Genomic DNA, 17,111 nt, shown 5'->3' on the forward strand with positions numbered 1-17,111 from the left:
CCGTTTTTTCGCTAAAACATCAATTAGCCATGGTGTCCATATCGGCTTTACCCTTTATATCTTGTTTTACTTCACTTTCGTTCTTGTGATCATTATTGGAACTTAGGAGAGTGATTGTAGTAATGACGACAAAACTAGTAGCGAGCCCGTACAGAATTGGTTGAGTTGAGGAAGGTCCATTAATCACCAATCCGACAATGATAGCGATCATGCTGGCCAGAATCGAGTAAAATGCTGCTGTAGCCGTGACCCTTTTCCAAAAGAAACCAAGGATGATCGGAAAGAACACAGCACCTGATAAAATTGCGTAAGCCACATCCAATGCAACTAAAATATCTTGAATCCATATCGAAACGATTATGGTCAATACACCAATCGTTAAAGTAGTAATTCGGGATGTTTTTAAAAATTGACGCTCATTCATTCCCCGCCCGATATATTTTTTAATGATGTCATTGACAACTAAAGTGGACGAAGCAAGCAAAGTTCCTGAAGCTGTGGACATAAGGGCCGATACCACACTTGCAATGACAACCCCCAATAGACCAGCAGGTAAAGTTACCATCGCTATACTGGTAAATGCATTTTGTGGATCGCCTAAATCAGGAAGGATAATAAAAGCGCACATTCCAATGATACTGATTGCAATCGCATAAAAAACACTATATACCCCCGCTCCAACCGTTCCGCCACGAGAAACAGCTTTCGTTCGTGCGGTGAATAGACGCTGCCAAATATCTTGGCCAACAACTACCCCTAGTGTAAATAATAGGAAATATTGAAAAATTGTCTCTCCGCCAATGTTGCCTAACTCGAAATGTGATGCAGGGAGATTTTCTTTAAGCGAGCCCCACCCTCCTGCCTTAGAGATGCTCATAGGAAGCATGATAAAGAAAATACCGATCGTCATGATGACGAATTGCACGACATCAGTCATGGTGACTGACCACATACCTCCTAGTATTGTATAAAATAAAACGATCCCACCCCCGACTATCATGGAAATCGTTAAATTCCAACCAGCCAAAACATGTAAAATTGTCCCCATCCCAATCACTTGCGTTACAGTCAGCATGAATGTATAGATAACGGAGACAAGGGCACTGATCAATCTTGTCTGAGAGTTGTAGCGCTTCTCGAGCATTTCACTGATCGTCAATACTTTTAAATTAAATATCTTATTTGTTAAAAACAACCCGATAGCGATAATGCCGAGCCCGATCATCACCACTAACCAAATACCGGATATCCCAAACTGATAACCTAGCTTTGCTGTTCCTAGAGTAGAAGCACCCCCTAATATCACAGCAGCTAAACAGGATAAATACATAAAATGACCAAGATTACGTCCTGCCACAATGAAATCATCTGCTGTTTTTGCCCGTCTGGACCCAATTACTCCCACAATGATTAAAACAGAAAAATATAGAATCATGATCGATATATCCAAAATATGCATTTACACATCTCCTTTTGGGCTTGTATTGTTCTTATCGCTTTGTAAAGAGGAAAGAAAGGCTTTCACCGTTTCCTTCCTTCTTTACAGTTAAATGAGGAAACTAATTGTTAAACTGCTTTTCCAAATCTCCGACTCTCTCTTTTTTCTCCAATTTCGCTTTTTTTGCTAGAGCGATGAGTGTAATGAATTCATAGACAATATTAGCGGCTGCGGCAGCCGTGATTTGTCCGTGATCGTATGATGGTAAAACCTCAACAAGATCGAATCCAACAAAATCTATATTCGTCAAGCCTCTCACCAAGGCTAAAGCATCATCAATGCTGGCACCGGAAACTTCTGGAGTCCCCGTTCCCGGAGCATAGACCGGATCTAAAAAATCAATGTCGAAAGATAAAAACACCGGGCCATTCGCAACACGCTCATGAATGACACTTAGCATCTTTTCGACCCCGATCCGTTTATAATCGTTTGTCGTGTAAACTCCCAAACCTAAATCCCGGGCATCCTGAAGGTCTTCCGGTCCGTACAGACCGCCCCTCATACCAATTTGAAGAGATCGCGAAACATCGATGAGCCCCTCTTCTATTGCGCGACGAAAAACGGTTCCGTGATTATACTTTTGATCAAAATAACTATCCCAAGTGTCAGAGTGAGCATCGAACTGTAGCAAGGCAACTGGTCCATGTTTTTTTACGATCGCACGTAACTCCCCTAGTGTAATGGAATGATCGCCTCCCAATGAAATGGGAATGATCCCTTTTTCAATGACAGGGGTAAGCTCCTCTTCGATTTTTTTATATGTTTCAGAAATATACCCCGGGATGATCGGGACGTCCCCATAATCAATTCCTGAAATATAGTCAAAAATATTAATATCTTGTTCTGGATTATAAGGACGTAAAAGGATTGAAAAATCGCGAATGGCTTCTGGTCCGAATCTCGCACCCGTCCTAAATGATTGCCCGGAATCAAACGGAATTCCCGTAATGACAAAATCCATATTTTCATCTATCTGTTCAACAAATGGGAGCCGCATAAACGTACGCACTCCACAAAAACGGGGTGATTTGAATGAGTCTTTCGGTTGATACTTCATCATGTAAAATCCTCCTAAATTTTAATTCCACTATTAATTTTTTCACTCCATTGCAATGTCATACAAACTTCCATCTTATCTAATAGAATGGATATTCATAACACCCTTGTTTGGAAATTCTCTTCTTACCTTTTACATAAGCAAGATTCAGGCCAACTATTTCGCTGCGGTATATAAGGATTTTCGTTATTTTTTTTCATCAAATGATTAAAAACTTAATCATTTTCTTGTTATTTAATTTAATTTTTGATTATTTAGACTTTTTGATTTATATTTTAATTAAACAGCATCCCAAAACCCAAAGGAGCGAAACGTATGTACGATGAGATGATGGAGGAAGAACTAAATAAGATTATTGAAACATCTAATAATAACATTCTCATTACCGATCAAGATGGAATCATTTTATATTCCAACCCAAAGCTTTGGGAGATTTATGGTATGAAAAGTGACTCTTATATCGGTACCTCCGTCTATCAATTAGAAAGCGAGGGCCTTCTCGCACCTTCCATCAATGCGATTGTTTTAAAGGAAAAGAAAGCGAAACGCATAATGCAAGAAACAAAAACGGGTCATGTTGTCATGTCGACTGGCTATCCCATTTTTAATAAGGAAGGACACCTCGTTAGGGTAATCAGCTATGGTCAGGATCAAACCGAGATCCTGCAATTGCAGGATCAATTTGAGCAATTACAACGAAAAGTTAAAGGCTATCAAACGGAAGTCGAGGATTTAAGAGAAAAGGAACTGGATTACCATTATCTGATTGCCAGAAGTAATGAAACGAAGCATATTTTAAAAACGATCCATAATGTTTCAAAAACCGATGCCACGATTCTCTTATTAGGACCTTCCGGGGTTGGGAAAAGCACTTTTGCCCGTGCTGTCCATGACCAAAGCAACCGAAAGAAAGAACCTTTTATCGAAGTGAATTGCAGCACGATACCTGAAAGTTTGTTTGAATCAGAAATATTCGGCTATGAGCCGGGATCATTTACAGGGGCAAATAAGCAAGGGAGGCAAGGCCTGATTGAGCAGGCTGACAGCGGAACTCTTTTCTTAGATGAAATTGGGGAACTCCCACTTGCCATGCAAGCTAAATTACTGAAAGTATTACAGGAAAAAAAGATAAAGCGTATCGGTGGGAAAAAAGAAAACCATATTAATTTCCGCCTTGTTGCAGCAACGAATCAAGATTTGAAGGAGATGGTAAGTCAAGGTAAGTTTAGATTGGACTTATTTTATCGTTTGAATGTGATTCCAATCCAAATTCCGGCATTACATGAACGTAAAGAAGATATCCCTCTCTTAATTCAGCATTACTTACAAAAAACCAATGATAAATACCAGAAATTCAAAAAAATCCATCCATCGACTTATGAAGTTTTGACCCATTATCATTGGCCAGGAAATATACGGGAATTAGAAAACTTAATTGAACGTTTAATCCTGACCATCGAAGAGCCAATTATATTTCCCGAACACCTTCCGCAATCCATCACAGGGCAAGTGGAACACCCTGAAGATTCCACCCTCCTAGCAATCGAACAGGAATCTGAAGAGAATTTCGATTTAAAGAAGACAATGGAAAAGGTTGAAAGGCAACTGATTGCAAAAGCATGGAAAAAATGTAAAACCACATACGAAATGGCAGAACATTTGGGCATCAGCCAGCCAACAGTCATCTATAAATTAAAGAAATACAAAAAGTATTTGTAAATTCATCTGGACTGGATTCCCCTGCAAACCATGAAAGGTCCTTAGCCTTTAGTCATAAATGCTATTCAAGCTAAGGGCACTTTTTGAAACCAGATGCCGGCAATTCGAAGTGAATCCCATGAAGATTATCGACCATAATTCCAATAAAAAGGCCATCAAAAAAATCCACATTCAAGTTAAATGGGATTCACCATTTCACGTTTCCATATTTTAATGTTACAGCTTACTTTAATTCAAACGGTTGATCGTCAGTGATTCTCCTGCATTATATCCCCCGCTGATAAATGTACAATTACATCATTGAAAAACCATATTGGTATGTTTGGCAAACTCCCCTAATGTGTTTTTTCCATCTTTGGCAAAAATGTAAAAAGGCTCCCATAAAGGAAGCCATTCATTTGCTAACCCGACAATCTTGCCAAACATTTTTAGGCATTCAAGCTTTTTTCCAATTTGGAACCGCAAGATTCGCGGATGATCAACTCATCTTCCAGAACGAATTTTTTCTTTTCAATGGTTCCGCCTTTCATTAAGGTCAGCAATAAGTTCGTTGCCTTTTTCCCTATTTCGTATTTAGGCTGGTCAATGGTCGTAATATGCGGATTAAAAATCGATGCTATTTTCAAATTATCAAAACCTACGACAGCAATATCCTCGGGAACGCTCAACCCATGATCCTGGATTGCCTTTACAGCTCCCAGCGCCATTTCATCATTAAAAACAAACACTGCTTCAGGCTTGTTTTCAAGCGATAATAATTTCACCATCTGGTCATAACCTGAGTCAATGCCATAATCCCCTTCCTGGATGTATTCCGGGTTGACTTTCAAGTGATGCTTCTTCATTGCCTGCTGGAAGCCCCCTAGGCGATCCCGGCTAAGAATGATGTTCATAGGCCCTGTTATATGGGCAATCCGTCTATGACCAAGCTTGATTAAATGTTCCGTTACTTTTCTGGCACTGCTTACATTGTCGATCGAAACGGTTGGAATGTCCAGTCCGTCCACGTATTCACATGCCAGTACAATCGGAAATTGATTTGATAGTTTTTCCAGGCTTTCCCTGTTCATTCTAGCAGTAAGGAGTAACGCTCCATCTGCCTGTTTTTTGTATAGCAAATCGATATAATCCTTTTCCCGTTCAATATCGTTCTCCGTATCTCCCAATATAACCTGATAGCCATTTTCTACAGCTGTATGCTCAATGCCCCGAAGCACTTCGGAAAAAAAGGGCCTTGTTATATCCGGAACGACGACCAGAATGATCTTTGTCTCTTTCGTCCTGAACTGACTGGCAATCATGTGGGGCTTGTAATTCATCTCTTCAATCACCTGCAGCACCTTTTGTTTAGTTTCCTCGCTGACTAAATCCGGCTGTCTGAGCACTCTTGAAACGGTTGCAGGAGATACGTTGGCCAATTTCGCCACATCGCTCATTTTCATACTATTATCTCCACCTGCCTATTTCTTTTGTCATTTTCATTAAGTCCATTATAAAGTAATTTAGACTTCATGTTAAAACATCGAATTCTCTAGGCAATGTTTCTTTCAAAACATTCATGGATTTTTTCACGCCCGTTAGTGGTTCCATCGTCAAATCTTCCATTTCGAGAACGATGGGCCCTTCATAACCAATCATTTTAACAATCGTAAAAAACTCCTTCCACCAGCCACTGTCGTGCCCATACCCGAGTGCAACATAATTCCATGATCTACCTGCATATTGGTTCATTGGTTTCACATCAATCAATCCCTGGACGTCATATATCCCTCTTTCCAAGCGGACATCTTTTGCATGAATATGATAAACTGCGCTTCCTAAAGCCCTTAAAGCCGCAATGGGGTCGCCGCCCATCCAAAATAAATGACTCGGATCAAAATTCATGCCGATCGTATCACCGACTTCATGCCTCAATTTAAAGAGTGTTTCAGGATTGTAAACTAAATTGCAGCCTAGATTTTCGATGGCAACCTTTCTAACCCCGTTTTGTTTTGCCGTCGTCACAGCTTTTTCCCAATAAGGGAATGCCACTTCATTCCACTGCCAATCAAGCATCTCAAAGTGTGAGGGTAAAATGGGATGTGTCAGCCAATTTGGCGTCCTGTCACTTGGTCCGCCGCCAGGACACCCCGACATCATGACAACCGTTTCAACACCTAAAAGCCCAGCTAGCTGAAAGGTCTTATTAACAACGGCTTTATGCATGGCTCCTTCATCTGATGGATCAAGCTGATTGCCAGAACAATTCAATGCTGCAATGCTGATCCCCCTTACATTTAATTCATTTAATAATTGCTTTCGTTTTGCCGCATTGCCAAGAAGTCCATCGAGATCAAGATGTGGAGCCTTCGACCAATTGCCGCATCCTAGCTCCAGTGTCTCTATTCCCTGATCCACACACGTATCCAGCATCTCTTCAAATGGCATGTAACCTAAAATATCAGTAACCAAACCAACCTTCATAAGTGCTCCTCCTCTATTAAACTAGCAGCCCTTTGACATCGCTTAGTTCATTTTCAAATTATGTTTTGTTGCTTTCCTTTCAAGGCGACTCCATACAATCATAAAGAATACAGCGGTTAAACCTAATGACCCCGCGAAATAAAATCCTGCAGAAATACCTAAATGGGAAATCAATATTCCTGCAATGAAAGGTCCAGCAAACATACCAATCGCGTAGATTGCTTGATATGCCCCCATGGCCGTTGCCCTTTTTCCAAGGGAAATCGTCTCTACCGCCATTCCTAAAAACAATGGAAAAAGAATACCTAATGAGAATCCATTCAATCCTTGAATCAGAAAAAGCAGCCCTTTTGTTTCTATTAATGGCGTACAAACTGTAAAAATGGCCGTTAGAGCAAAAGCTAGTTTCAGTAACTTCCATTGTCCGAATAATGGTACGAATATTTTCCCGCTAAGTATGGTGGCAATGGCATGAGGAATCATGAATGAAAAGATGACCATGCTGATCTCATCAGTATGGAGCCCAAGCTTTAAAGCAAATGCCGGGGTGAAGCCGAACATTGTCGAGAAGATGATGCCATGTGCGAGAATGGATAGAAATGATACTTTTAAAAGCGCCGGTTCAAGCATGACTGATAACAGTTCTTTCAATTGAATGGGCTCTTTCTGAAAATCCTCTTTTGATTCGTAAATAAAAAGCGAAAGGACGATACCAACGAAACCGATGATCCCGCCTACATAAAATGGTGCGTGCCATCCCCATAGATCGACAATGTATCCGCTGACCACCATTCCAAGCAGCTGTGCCAGAACCACAGCTAACGAGATACTGCCCATCGCTCGGTGAAGATCATATTCTGAAAAGTAGCTGGAAAATAAAATGGTGAACGCTACCCATGTAGCGGCGGCAACGCCAGCTAAAGAGCGAGCCAAAAGGATCCAGCCTAAACTATCTGCCCATGCAAATGTCACGAGCTCAACGTACTCACGGCCATCCCAAAGATAATAAAAGGCTTTCTTGCTTTTATGAGGTCGGATAGGATTCCGAACGGAAGCCTGAAGATAAATTGCATCAGCCCATAACTGCCTAACACCATGCCGATAAATGTATAATCCCCTCCAATCATCTCAAGGTAAGGAGACAAAATGGGAATATAAATGAAATTTGAAAACCAAAAAATAAAGGAGAGCACTAAAAACAAAAATCTATTACGTGCGGTATGTAACAAAGTCATTTCAACACTTCCTCTGACCAGCGAGCTATTTTTTCACGGTACCTTAGGTAAAAGGTGAATGTACAAAAAGGTGCCCGCAACATAGTTGGGAACACCTTTCATACTTAAGCCTTTCCACTTGTATTGAACTCTGCCATTTTTCTCTTCACGATGGTGATGATAGCTTCTCTCGCTGGTGTGATGATGGCGCGAGGCTCATATACTGTTCCATCCATGGCCAATACTTCCCGAATGGTTTTTGCCCACACTTGTATGCTTTCGGTATTGACATTTATTTTAGCGTGTCCAAGTTCAATTGCTTTTTTGATTTGGTGCAGCGGTATACCTGAGCCTCCATGTAAGACGAGAGGCACATTCGTCATGTTCGAAATTAATTCCATTTCCTCAAAACCGAGTTTAGGTTCTCCTTGATATGGGCCATGAACAGAACCCAAAGCAGCCGCTAGTGCATCAATTCCTGCTTCTTTTACAATCCTCGTGCAATCATGGGGATCTGCATATTGAACACCGCCGACGAGGCCATCTTCCGTCCCACCGACTGTCCCCACTTCTGCCTCAACGGAAACGCCAATCTTTTGGGCATAGTCGACAACCATTTTGGTGATTTCAATATTTACATCTATTGGATCATGGGAGCCATCGATCATGACTGATGTAAAACCCGCATCTATCGCTTTCTTGCAGCGTTCCACATTCATTCCATGATCAAGATGAAGGGCAACAGGAACAGTAATGTCCATTTCTTCCATAAGGCTTTTTACCATAGCAGCAATCGTTTTAAATCCTCCAAGATAATCAACAAGCCTGTCCGATGCCGCAAGTATGATCGGCGCTCGTTCCTCATTGGCAGCCTGTAAAAACGACTGGGCAAATTCCAGCCCATTAATATTATATTGACCCACAGCATACCTTTCTGCTTTTGCTTTTAAAAGCATCTCACTTATTGATACTAAAGGCATTATTCCATCACCCCCTTATTCCCGAGATTATCAAGACACTCATACATTCTGTAGTGCGAAGTATTTCGAAATAACTTGAATTGTCGTTTCTTTTGCGGTCTTAATGGCTTCTTCAGCATCGAGTTCATAATATTCTGGACGGAACAATTCCACAGAGGCGACGTCAGAATAACCAATTTCCTTCAAGATGGATAATATGCTGTCTAAATCGATGGCACCATGTCCAGGCCATACCCGGTCTTCATCCGTCAAAAAACCAACCGGAAAATCCTCTGTATCATCAATGTGTAAAATGAAGATTTTCTCCCCATCCGCTTTCTTTAAGTCTTCCAAATTGGAACCCATAGCATGGAAGTGAAAACAGTCCAGCACCAGACCAACATTATCACGGTTGACTGCTTCAACGATATCGTATGCCTGACCGAATGTATTCACAGTACATTGCGGATGCCCAACAAATTCTACTGCAATTTTAACGCCAAACGGTTCAGCGATCTCGGAAAGTTCAGCCAATACTTCCACACAGCTGTTTTTAATATCTTCCTTCAATATTTTCGCTTCCGTTACAAGCGGAACCGCCACCACATATTTCACACCCAATTTCTCCGCCATGATCATCATATTCTTAAATTCGGCTATTATCGCCTTATGACCGTCTTCATCGCGGTTATTAAAGAATACGAGCGCATTGAAGGCAAGTGGCTTAATATGATTTGCAATAAAAAATTCGGCCAGTTCTTCAATTGTGTGCTCTTCCAAATACTCAGGCAATTTATCCATGGTACGGATTTCGATATAATCGTAACCGTGTTTTTCACAGTGTTTGAGATCTTTGACCAAATTGGAATTTTCAAGTGTAGTCGCTTGGTTGAAACAAATTTTCATTCTGTCAGCCTCCAATTCTTTCTGCTAAACCCAATCCGTCTCTCATTTTTTGAAGCATAAGCTTACTTGACCAGTCTGCTTTGTCGATCCAAGCAAATACTGCATTTGTCGCGATGCCGTCAAAATTCATTTCTTTCAATTTTTTGAAGATCGTATCAAAGTCAACTTCCGCTTCGCCGATGTTCAAATGCTGGTGGACGGTTGCCTCGACACCTGGTGGATTAACGATATAACGGAGTCCGTTGGACGCTTTATGATTGAATGTATCAGCGAACAAGACATGTTGCAGGCGATCCCCGGCAGAATCGAACATAGGGGCAATATCGCCTTTGCCATCATCATAGAAAAATGTATGTGCTGTTGAATATACAAGGTTGATCCACGGACGATCAAGGGCACGGATCATATCCATAGCTCCCTCATGCGTTTCGATGAAATCGAATGGGTGTGCCTGCAAATTAAGTTTAACGCCTTCCCTTTCAAATACCGGGAGGAGCTCATCCATTGATTTAATGAATTTCTCTTCACAGATAACTTCATTGAATTTAGATCCGTTAAATTCACTATTCATCAAGTCAACATCCAATTCCACTGCCACTTCAATGGCGCGTTTCCAATTACGGACTGCGGCCTGGCGCCGTTCCTCATCAGGACCGGCCCAGTAGTAAAGCGGAAGCAAGGATGATATCTTCACACCTGCGTCGCTGCACCAGCGTTTCAAATTTTTAATCTGTTCCTTATCCACTTTAGGATATTTATAGAATGGACAAAAATCTTCCCTCGGTGACAGTTCGATATATTCATAACCTAGTTCCGCTGTTTTATCGACCATTTCTTTTAATGATAAATTGGCATACATCGTAGGATCCAATGCTAGTTTCATTGTTCTTTCCCCCTATAATTTATTTTTCGTTTCAATGCATAATTACGTTCACTGGACAGTGATTTTTCCCGAATAAAAAACGGGCTTCTCTTCAAGGTCAACGGATTCTTTCTTTCCGGACTCTTGTGCTTTTACACAAGCATCAGCTGTTACCGCAGCAATGTATCCATCCCATGAAGTCGGACCATTCGGCTGACCTGTCTTTATAATGGAATCTATGAAATCCTGTAATTCTATGTCATATGCATCCATAAAACGGTCCTTCCAATCTACCAAGATATCCGTGCTCCGTTTAGCGCCTTTCCTTGTTACGATGCTCGCTGGTTCAGGGAGATATGCAACACCGTCCTCACCAATGACTTCACATTGGATATCATAGCCATATTTACAATTCACGAATACTTCAGCTTGGATGACAATCCCACTCTTCGTTTCCATTATGATAAGTTGGGGATCTTTTAAGTTAGCATGCGCGCGGCTCGCTTTCTTCGGGTAAATCACTTGAACTGATTTGTAATCATCGCTGATTAACCAATGCAATACATCTATCTCATGAATCAATGTATCAACGACCGCCATTTGCGTGGTATATTTTTCATCCACTTCTGGATTGCGGTGTACACATCGGACCATAAGCGGCTCGCCAATTTCATGTCTATCAATGGCTTCTTTCAGTTTTACGTAACCGCTATCATAACGTCGCATGAAACCGACTTGCACCAAACGCTTCCCGTGTTTCATTTCCGCTTCTGCAATTCTCCTGCAGCCTTCCGCCGTTGTCGCCAGTGGCTTTTCACAGAACACATATTTACCAGCCTCAATCGCATTCAATACATTTTGCTCATGTGCAGGCCCCCAACTCGTAACAAGCACTGCATCGACATTTTCCGAGTTTACCAGTGATTTGTCATCCTGATATACAAGTGCCTCAAGTCCATATTGTTTCACGACCTGCCTTGCCGCCTCTTCATTCACATCGGTTACAGCTACAATCTTCCCTCCGGATAATTTGTCTGTAATTCTTTTAATATGCTCCCGGCCGATTGCACCCGTTCCTATTACACCAAAATTTAATGTCATGATCATATTCCTCCTTTATACGTATCTGGTTTTTAATTTTTCTATAACTCTAAATTATTTTTGTCATTTCCTTAGCAGATTCTTTTCCATGATTGCGGAAGTTCTGTTCAAGCTGTTCAAGTGTAAGTCCTCTCGTTTCCGGTAAATATTTTTTCACAAAGATGATAGCCAAGATGCCTAGAGCGAAAAAGATATAAAATGTGGAAGACAATCCGACCTTATCTAGTAAAATCGGGAATGTTAAGCCGATTAGAAAGTTTACGACCCAAAGGAAAAATACGGTGACACCCATACCGAGCCCACGTACTTGTAGCGGGAAGATCTCTGAAAGCATCAACCAGGTAACAGGAGAAATGGCCCCCTGCTGAAAGGCAAGGAAAGTGACAGTCAAGGACAAAATGATATAGGGAAGGGCAGCCGTCCCTTCAAGAAAGGAGGATAAGAACCCAATCAATAGCAATGTGGTCGTAGTTCCGATCAAACCGGTTAAGAGCATTGGACGGCGCCCGATTTTACCTAGCAGCCAAATACCTAAAAATGTTGCCAAAACAGAAATGATACCGTTTGCAATATTCCCGATCAAAGCTGCTTTTGTCGCAAACCCTGCATCTTTTAAAATTTGGGTACCATAATACATGATAGAATTAACGCCCGTTATTTGCTGAACGATGGCAATACCGATTCCAAGAAAGACGATTCTCCGTATCCATGGGACGGTCAAATCTATAAATGTAGCTTTTTTAACATGGTTCTCTTTTTCGAATGTCGCTTTGATTCCCTGAAATTCTGATTCTGTCTCATCCATTTTACGTATTCTTTTCAAAACCTTCAGGGCCTCTTCATTTTTGTTCTTCGACACAAGCCACCTTGGACTTTCAGGCAACCTGATCATGCCAAAGAAAAGAAGTATGGCGGGAAGAGATGCTATGGCCAGCATGTAACGCCAAACATGTGAACTATCACCAATCGTTGTCCCAAGAATGGCATTGAAGATGAATGCGAGCAGCTGTCCGCTAACAATCATCAATTCATTTTGGGTGACGATCCGGCCGCGTCGTTCAGCAGGAGACATTTCCGCCAAATAAGTAGGAACGGTTACTGACGCCCCACCTACCGCAAGGCCGAGTAGAAAACGGCAGGCAATCATGACCGTAACATTTGGTGCAAGCGTGCATCCAACAGTGGAAAAGAAAAAAAGTACCGAAAGAAAAAGAATGTTTTTTCGGCGGCCCGCATAATCCGAAAGCCTGCCTCCCAGAAACGCTCCAAGTGCCGCGCCAAAAAGAAGTGAACTGGCAACAAGTCCTTGCGTAAGTGAATTGAGGTTAAGTTGATCCGTTTCGGACATGAACGGCAAGGCACCATTAATGACACCTGTATCATATCCGAACAAGAGACCGCCTAACGTCGAGATAATAATAATCTTGCGTAAGAATGCCATTTGATTTCCATCATTATTCAAATTAATCACTTCTTTCCCGTTTTTAATCTTGAACTAGGAGCAGCCTGTCATTTATATACTTTCGAGCGATTAATGCGTATTCCAATGGATGGGCAACGGAAGGATCTTGTTCCGCCTCTACAACAATCCAGCCTTTATAATGAATTTCCAGTAATGTATGGTAAGCTTCTACAAAGTCAATGCAGCCGTCACCAGGCACGGTGAACATGCCGGCTAAAAAAGCTTCTTGAAATGATTTTCCAGCTTTTCGGCACTGCTCCAGCACGCTATGCCTCACATCCTTGAAATGAACGTGCCCAATGCGGTCGATATGCTTTTGCAGAAGGGACATGCAATCGCCATCCGATACATAAATATGTCCAGTATCATATAACAGTTGCACTTTCTTTTCGGTATTTTCCATAAGGCGGTCAATTTCACTCAGTGTCTGGACGCCTGTCCCCATGTGGTGGTGATACACCAGTTTTAAGTTGTACAGTCCTGCAATATCCCCGAGCCGATTCAGGCCCGTACACAATATTCCCCATTCTTCATCAGTAAAGTGGGGCTTTTCCTTAAATACATCGTACCTTTCGCCTTGGATACTGTAAGTCTGTTCGGATACTACCGCTACATCTCCATCGACAGCCTTTAAATATTTGCAGTGTTCATGGAAATCCCGTTCTGCTTTATCGATGCCATCACGGATGATGAAACTGCTGAACCACTGACCGGCTATTTTTAAGTTCCGAAGCTTCAGCTCTTTATTCAGGACCGCCGGTTCAGGGAAGAATCCTCCTACTTCGGTCCCCTGGAATCCTGCCACGACAATATCGCTTAAAAGGTGGGATAAGGTGTTTTCAGCTCCGATTTCCGGAATGTCATCATTACGCCAGCCAATTGGGGCAATCCCCCAAGAAATCTCCTCCATTTTCCAACTTCCCCCTTTTAATATTGTTTGGCCTTTTTTAATTTCTCCTGTCTCGCTTCATATGCCCTTTGTATACTTTTCCGTTCCGAGACCTCTGCCACGCCAACATTCCACCAGGAGTCATAACCATCCGTCATCGTTTTCGGCAGAACCTTCATTTCTATTAATGTAGATGCCGTTTGTTTCTTTGCATCCTCCAATGCAGCCTTCAGCTCATCGACAGTATTGGCCCGATAAGTTTTGGCTCCATACCCTTCCGCCACTTTTGCGTAATCAATATTCATGATTTGGTTATCATGTGTTCTGAACTCACAGAAATATGTTCCGCTGCCATTCTCCATTTGCAGATTATTGATGCAGCCAAATCCAGAATTATCAAACAAGAGAATGTTGATTTTATGATTATATTGAATGGCTGTGATCAATTCCGAATGAAGCATCAGAAAACTGCCGTCCCCTACCATTGCATAGACTTCCCGGTCTGGATGAGCAAGCTTGGCTCCTAAAGTTCCTGCAATTTCGTAGCCCATGCAGGAGAAACCATATTCAAGATGGTACGTGTTTGGCACGCTTGAATGCCAGAGGCGCTGCAAGTCACCCGGAAGTGATCCGGCTGAACCGACCACCACACTTTCCGGATCGACCGTATCGTTTATTGCGATCATCGCAGTGGATTGGGCCAATTCAGTTTTCAATGCATCCGAGTATTCATTCAAGACTTGCTGTGAAAACTGGTCTTTGATTTCAGGCTTGAAATTTTCACGGCTGAAAGTGACTGAACTTAAGCGGGTCCGTTCGGAAAGCCACTCCGCCTTCCAATCTCCAAGCATTTCCCCATATTCAGTTTCATAGCCTACTAGTAACGCTTCAAGGTTTTCAAGCGCCACTTTTGCATCGGCGACGACCTGAAATCCATCTAATTTATAGGTTTGAAGGCGGCTGACGTTAATGTTCAAAAACTTTGTCCTTTCAAAATCAAATGCAGTTTTGGAAGAAGTCGTAAAGTCCGTATAGCGGGTCCCTACACCAATAACGAGATCTGCTTGGCGGGCAGCCTTATTGGCAGCCATCGTACCGAGAATGCCGACACCGCCCAAATTCTTAGGAAAAGCGGATTCCACCGTCGATTTACCTGCCTGTGTTTCCACAAGTGGAATGTTATGCTTTTCCGCCAGCTTCATCAAAATATCCCGAGCTCCGGAATATCTTGCTCCGCCACCGACGATGATGATCGGCTTCTTACTTGCTCTAATTCTCTCGGCTGCTCCTTGCAGTTCCCGTTCAACCGGAGCTTTCCGATCTAAATAATGGACGCGCTTTTCAAAAAAATGTTCATCGAAATCGAATGCTTCCCCTTCTACATCCTGTGAGATGCATATCGTCGCTGGGCCGGCTTTCCCGGGATCGGTCATCACCTCGAAGGCCCGGATCAGGCTGGACATGAGCTGCTCAGGGCGAGTGACGCGATCCCAATATCTTGATACTGCAAGAAAAGCGTCATTTGTGGTAATGGCCGTACTATGCTCATGCTCAAGTTGCTGAAGAACCGGATCCGGCTGACGTGTCGCAAATGTATCAGCAGGAAGTAGGAGGACAGGAATATTGTTGGCAAGTGCAGTCCCCGCCGCAGCTATCAAGTTTGCCGAGCCTGGCCCGGCAGATGTAGTGACTGCATAAATTTTCCTTCGGAGCATTTCCCGGCTGTAGGCAATTGCTGCGTGAGCCATCCCTTGCTCATTCTTTCCTTGAATCACTTTCAAGTGCCCAGCGTCCTGTTCGAGTGCCTGACCGATACCAACGACATTCCCATGGCCGAATACATTAAATACTCCTTCTACAAAAGGAGACTCCTCACCATCAACATGAATGTACTGCTGATTTAAAAACTTGATTAAAGCCTGGGCTGTCGTCAACCTCACTGTTCCCATCTTCTGTTCACCCCTCTATGTAGATAAATTCCTTACACGCGTTCGGCAATCAAACCCTCGATTTCTTCTGCTACGGGCATTGCCTCTGATGAGCTGTGCTTGCTTACTACTATGGAAGCGGAAGCACTGCCAAACTTCAAAGCGCTTTCAATCCCTTTGCCGCTCACTAACGCATATAAGAAAGCTGAAGCATATGAATCTCCTGCGCCGAATGTTTTCAATACTTTCGTTTTATAGGACTTCGCTGTAAAAACTGCCCCGGATTTTGCATAGGCACATGAACCCTCAACACCGTGTTTGATGACCACCAGGTCTGCGGAATGTTTAAACAAGTAACGAATGGTTTCTTCATTTGTACCTTTTTCGGTATTTTCCATAACATCATATTCATCACGCGTGCCAATCAAAATGTCTGATTGCTCTGCGACTAACGAATAGTAAACGGACGTTTCTTCAATGGAATTCCATGTATAAGGACGGTAATCCAATTCAAATACCACTTTTACATCATTTCTCTTCGCAAGGCTGATAGCTTTTAAAACTGCCTCACGTGATGGGCTTTTTGCTAAAGCCGTCCCTGAAACCAATAGGATCTTTGATTTTTTGATATATTCTTCATCCAGTTCCGAAGGTGCTAAATGAAGGTCGGCTACATTATCCCGATACATCAGGATACTGCATTCTTCAGGGCTTTTAATTTCCGTGAAGGCAAGACCCGTTTTATGTCCTTCTTGATCGATTATCATATTCGAAGTATCAACACCTGCCTTACGCATATAAGATTCGATGAAACGGCCGTGCTGGTCATCGGCAAGCTTACCGATAAATCCGACTTTCAAGCCTAATTTTGCACTTCCGATTGCAACATTGGCAGGTGAACCGCCCACATATTTTGTGAATGTCATGGTCTCTTCCATCGGACGGTTATATTCATTGGCATTCAAGTCGATGCAGGCCCGGCCAATGGCAATCAAGTCAAATTCCTTATCGATATTAAAAGTATAGTTCATCAGGTTAACAGCTCCTTTTCCT

Annotated in this window: 15 protein-coding genes; 1 reads left to right on the top strand and 14 read right to left on the bottom strand. The window is 42.4% G+C overall.

What is annotated here, in order from left to right:
* Positions 1-19: 19 nt before the first annotated feature.
* Positions 20-1,459, bottom strand: coding sequence for a sodium:solute symporter family protein (locus ACIQ0C_RS17935; RefSeq protein ID WP_403062374.1), 1,440 nt, complete (start codon positions 1,457-1,459; stop codon positions 20-22).
* A 100-nt stretch (positions 1,460-1,559) separates the two neighbouring features.
* The gene (speB, locus tag ACIQ0C_RS17940; RefSeq protein ID WP_403062377.1) at positions 1,560-2,558 is read right to left on the bottom strand and encodes an agmatinase; all 999 of its coding nucleotides are present in this window, start codon (positions 2,556-2,558) and stop codon (positions 1,560-1,562) included.
* A 312-nt stretch (positions 2,559-2,870) separates the two neighbouring features.
* On the opposite strand from speB, the gene ACIQ0C_RS17945 reads away from it, so the two are divergent.
* Positions 2,871-4,274 carry a sigma-54 interaction domain-containing protein gene (locus ACIQ0C_RS17945; RefSeq protein WP_403062380.1) on the top strand — a complete coding sequence of 468 codons (1,404 nt, stop codon included), beginning with the start codon at positions 2,871-2,873 and terminating at the stop codon, positions 4,272-4,274.
* A gap of 428 nt (positions 4,275-4,702) precedes the next feature.
* Here ACIQ0C_RS17945 and ACIQ0C_RS17950 read toward each other — a convergent pair whose 3' ends face one another.
* From ACIQ0C_RS17950 to iolC, 12 genes are all read right to left on the bottom strand, one after another.
* Positions 4,703-5,716 (bottom strand): LacI family DNA-binding transcriptional regulator, encoded by a 1,014-nt coding sequence (locus ACIQ0C_RS17950; RefSeq protein WP_403062383.1) that lies wholly within the window; start codon positions 5,714-5,716, stop codon positions 4,703-4,705.
* A gap of 67 nt (positions 5,717-5,783) precedes the next feature.
* Positions 5,784-6,737, bottom strand: coding sequence for a sugar phosphate isomerase/epimerase family protein (locus ACIQ0C_RS17955; protein ID WP_403062386.1), 954 nt, complete (start codon positions 6,735-6,737; stop codon positions 5,784-5,786).
* 42 nt (positions 6,738-6,779) lie between these two features.
* Complete coding sequence (locus ACIQ0C_RS17960; RefSeq protein WP_403062389.1) at positions 6,780-7,709, bottom strand: MFS transporter; 930 nt, start codon at positions 7,707-7,709, stop codon at positions 6,780-6,782.
* Positions 7,706-7,972, bottom strand: coding sequence for an MFS transporter (locus ACIQ0C_RS17965; RefSeq protein ID WP_403062392.1), 267 nt, complete (start codon positions 7,970-7,972; stop codon positions 7,706-7,708). The genes ACIQ0C_RS17960 and ACIQ0C_RS17965 overlap by 4 nt, the downstream gene beginning before the upstream one ends.
* Positions 7,973-8,076: 104 nt before the next feature.
* Positions 8,077-8,931, bottom strand: coding sequence for a class II fructose-1,6-bisphosphate aldolase (gene fba, locus ACIQ0C_RS17970; protein ID WP_403062395.1), 855 nt, complete (start codon positions 8,929-8,931; stop codon positions 8,077-8,079).
* A gap of 39 nt (positions 8,932-8,970) precedes the next feature.
* Positions 8,971-9,816: a 2-keto-myo-inositol isomerase gene (gene iolI / locus ACIQ0C_RS17975; protein WP_403062398.1), complete on the bottom strand. Its 846-nt coding sequence runs from the start codon at positions 9,814-9,816 to the stop codon at positions 8,971-8,973.
* A 4-nt stretch (positions 9,817-9,820) separates the two neighbouring features.
* Positions 9,821-10,699: a sugar phosphate isomerase/epimerase family protein gene (locus ACIQ0C_RS17980; RefSeq protein WP_053533868.1), complete on the bottom strand. Its 879-nt coding sequence runs from the start codon at positions 10,697-10,699 to the stop codon at positions 9,821-9,823.
* 48 nt (positions 10,700-10,747) lie between these two features.
* Complete coding sequence (gene iolG, locus ACIQ0C_RS17985; RefSeq protein WP_403062401.1) at positions 10,748-11,779, bottom strand: bifunctional inositol 2-dehydrogenase/D-chiro-inositol 1-dehydrogenase; 1,032 nt, start codon at positions 11,777-11,779, stop codon at positions 10,748-10,750.
* A gap of 49 nt (positions 11,780-11,828) precedes the next feature.
* Positions 11,829-13,241 (bottom strand): sugar porter family MFS transporter, encoded by a 1,413-nt coding sequence (locus ACIQ0C_RS17990; RefSeq protein ID WP_403062404.1) that lies wholly within the window; start codon positions 13,239-13,241, stop codon positions 11,829-11,831.
* A 22-nt stretch (positions 13,242-13,263) separates the two neighbouring features.
* A complete protein-coding gene (iolE, locus tag ACIQ0C_RS17995; RefSeq protein ID WP_403062407.1) occupies positions 13,264-14,151 on the bottom strand; it encodes a myo-inosose-2 dehydratase in 888 nt (295 codons plus the stop codon).
* Between the two features lie 17 nt (positions 14,152-14,168).
* Positions 14,169-16,079 (bottom strand): 3D-(3,5/4)-trihydroxycyclohexane-1,2-dione acylhydrolase (decyclizing), encoded by a 1,911-nt coding sequence (gene iolD / locus ACIQ0C_RS18000; RefSeq protein ID WP_403062410.1) that lies wholly within the window; start codon positions 16,077-16,079, stop codon positions 14,169-14,171.
* Positions 16,080-16,111: 32 nt separating this feature from the next.
* A complete protein-coding gene (gene iolC / locus ACIQ0C_RS18005; protein WP_403062413.1) occupies positions 16,112-17,089 on the bottom strand; it encodes a 5-dehydro-2-deoxygluconokinase in 978 nt (325 codons plus the stop codon).
* Positions 17,090-17,111 lie beyond the last annotated feature (22 nt).

This window comes from Peribacillus sp. NPDC096448 (genome assembly GCF_044762675.1).
In the GTDB taxonomy this organism is placed as follows: Bacteria; Bacillota; Bacilli; order Bacillales; family DSM-1321; genus Peribacillus; species Peribacillus frigoritolerans_B.

What these genes read in the sequence shown, in the direction of transcription:
- ACIQ0C_RS17980 (WP_053533868.1), bottom strand. Translation starts at nt 10,699, where the DNA reads ATGAAACTAGCATTGGATCCTACGATGTATGCCAATTTATCATTAAAA.
- ACIQ0C_RS17945 (WP_403062380.1), top strand. Translation starts at nt 2,871, where the DNA reads ATGTACGATGAGATGATGGAGGAAGAACTAAATAAGATTATTGAAACA.
- fba (WP_403062395.1), bottom strand. Translation starts at nt 8,931, where the DNA reads ATGCCTTTAGTATCAATAAGTGAGATGCTTTTAAAAGCAAAAGCAGAA.
- iolG (WP_403062401.1), bottom strand. Translation starts at nt 11,779, where the DNA reads ATGACATTAAATTTTGGTGTAATAGGAACGGGTGCAATCGGCCGGGAG.
- ACIQ0C_RS17965 (WP_403062392.1), bottom strand. Translation starts at nt 7,972, where the DNA reads ATGACTTTGTTACATACCGCACGTAATAGATTTTTGTTTTTAGTGCTC.
- speB (WP_403062377.1), bottom strand. Translation starts at nt 2,558, where the DNA reads ATGATGAAGTATCAACCGAAAGACTCATTCAAATCACCCCGTTTTTGT.
- iolE (WP_403062407.1), bottom strand. Translation starts at nt 14,151, where the DNA reads ATGGAGGAGATTTCTTGGGGGATTGCCCCAATTGGCTGGCGTAATGAT.
- iolC (WP_403062413.1), bottom strand. Translation starts at nt 17,089, where the DNA reads ATGAACTATACTTTTAATATCGATAAGGAATTTGACTTGATTGCCATT.
- iolI (WP_403062398.1), bottom strand. Translation starts at nt 9,816, where the DNA reads ATGAAAATTTGTTTCAACCAAGCGACTACACTTGAAAATTCCAATTTG.
- ACIQ0C_RS17955 (WP_403062386.1), bottom strand. Translation starts at nt 6,737, where the DNA reads ATGAAGGTTGGTTTGGTTACTGATATTTTAGGTTACATGCCATTTGAA.
- ACIQ0C_RS17935 (WP_403062374.1), bottom strand. Translation starts at nt 1,459, where the DNA reads ATGCATATTTTGGATATATCGATCATGATTCTATATTTTTCTGTTTTA.
- iolD (WP_403062410.1), bottom strand. Translation starts at nt 16,079, where the DNA reads ATGGGAACAGTGAGGTTGACGACAGCCCAGGCTTTAATCAAGTTTTTA.
- ACIQ0C_RS17950 (WP_403062383.1), bottom strand. Translation starts at nt 5,716, where the DNA reads ATGAAAATGAGCGATGTGGCGAAATTGGCCAACGTATCTCCTGCAACC.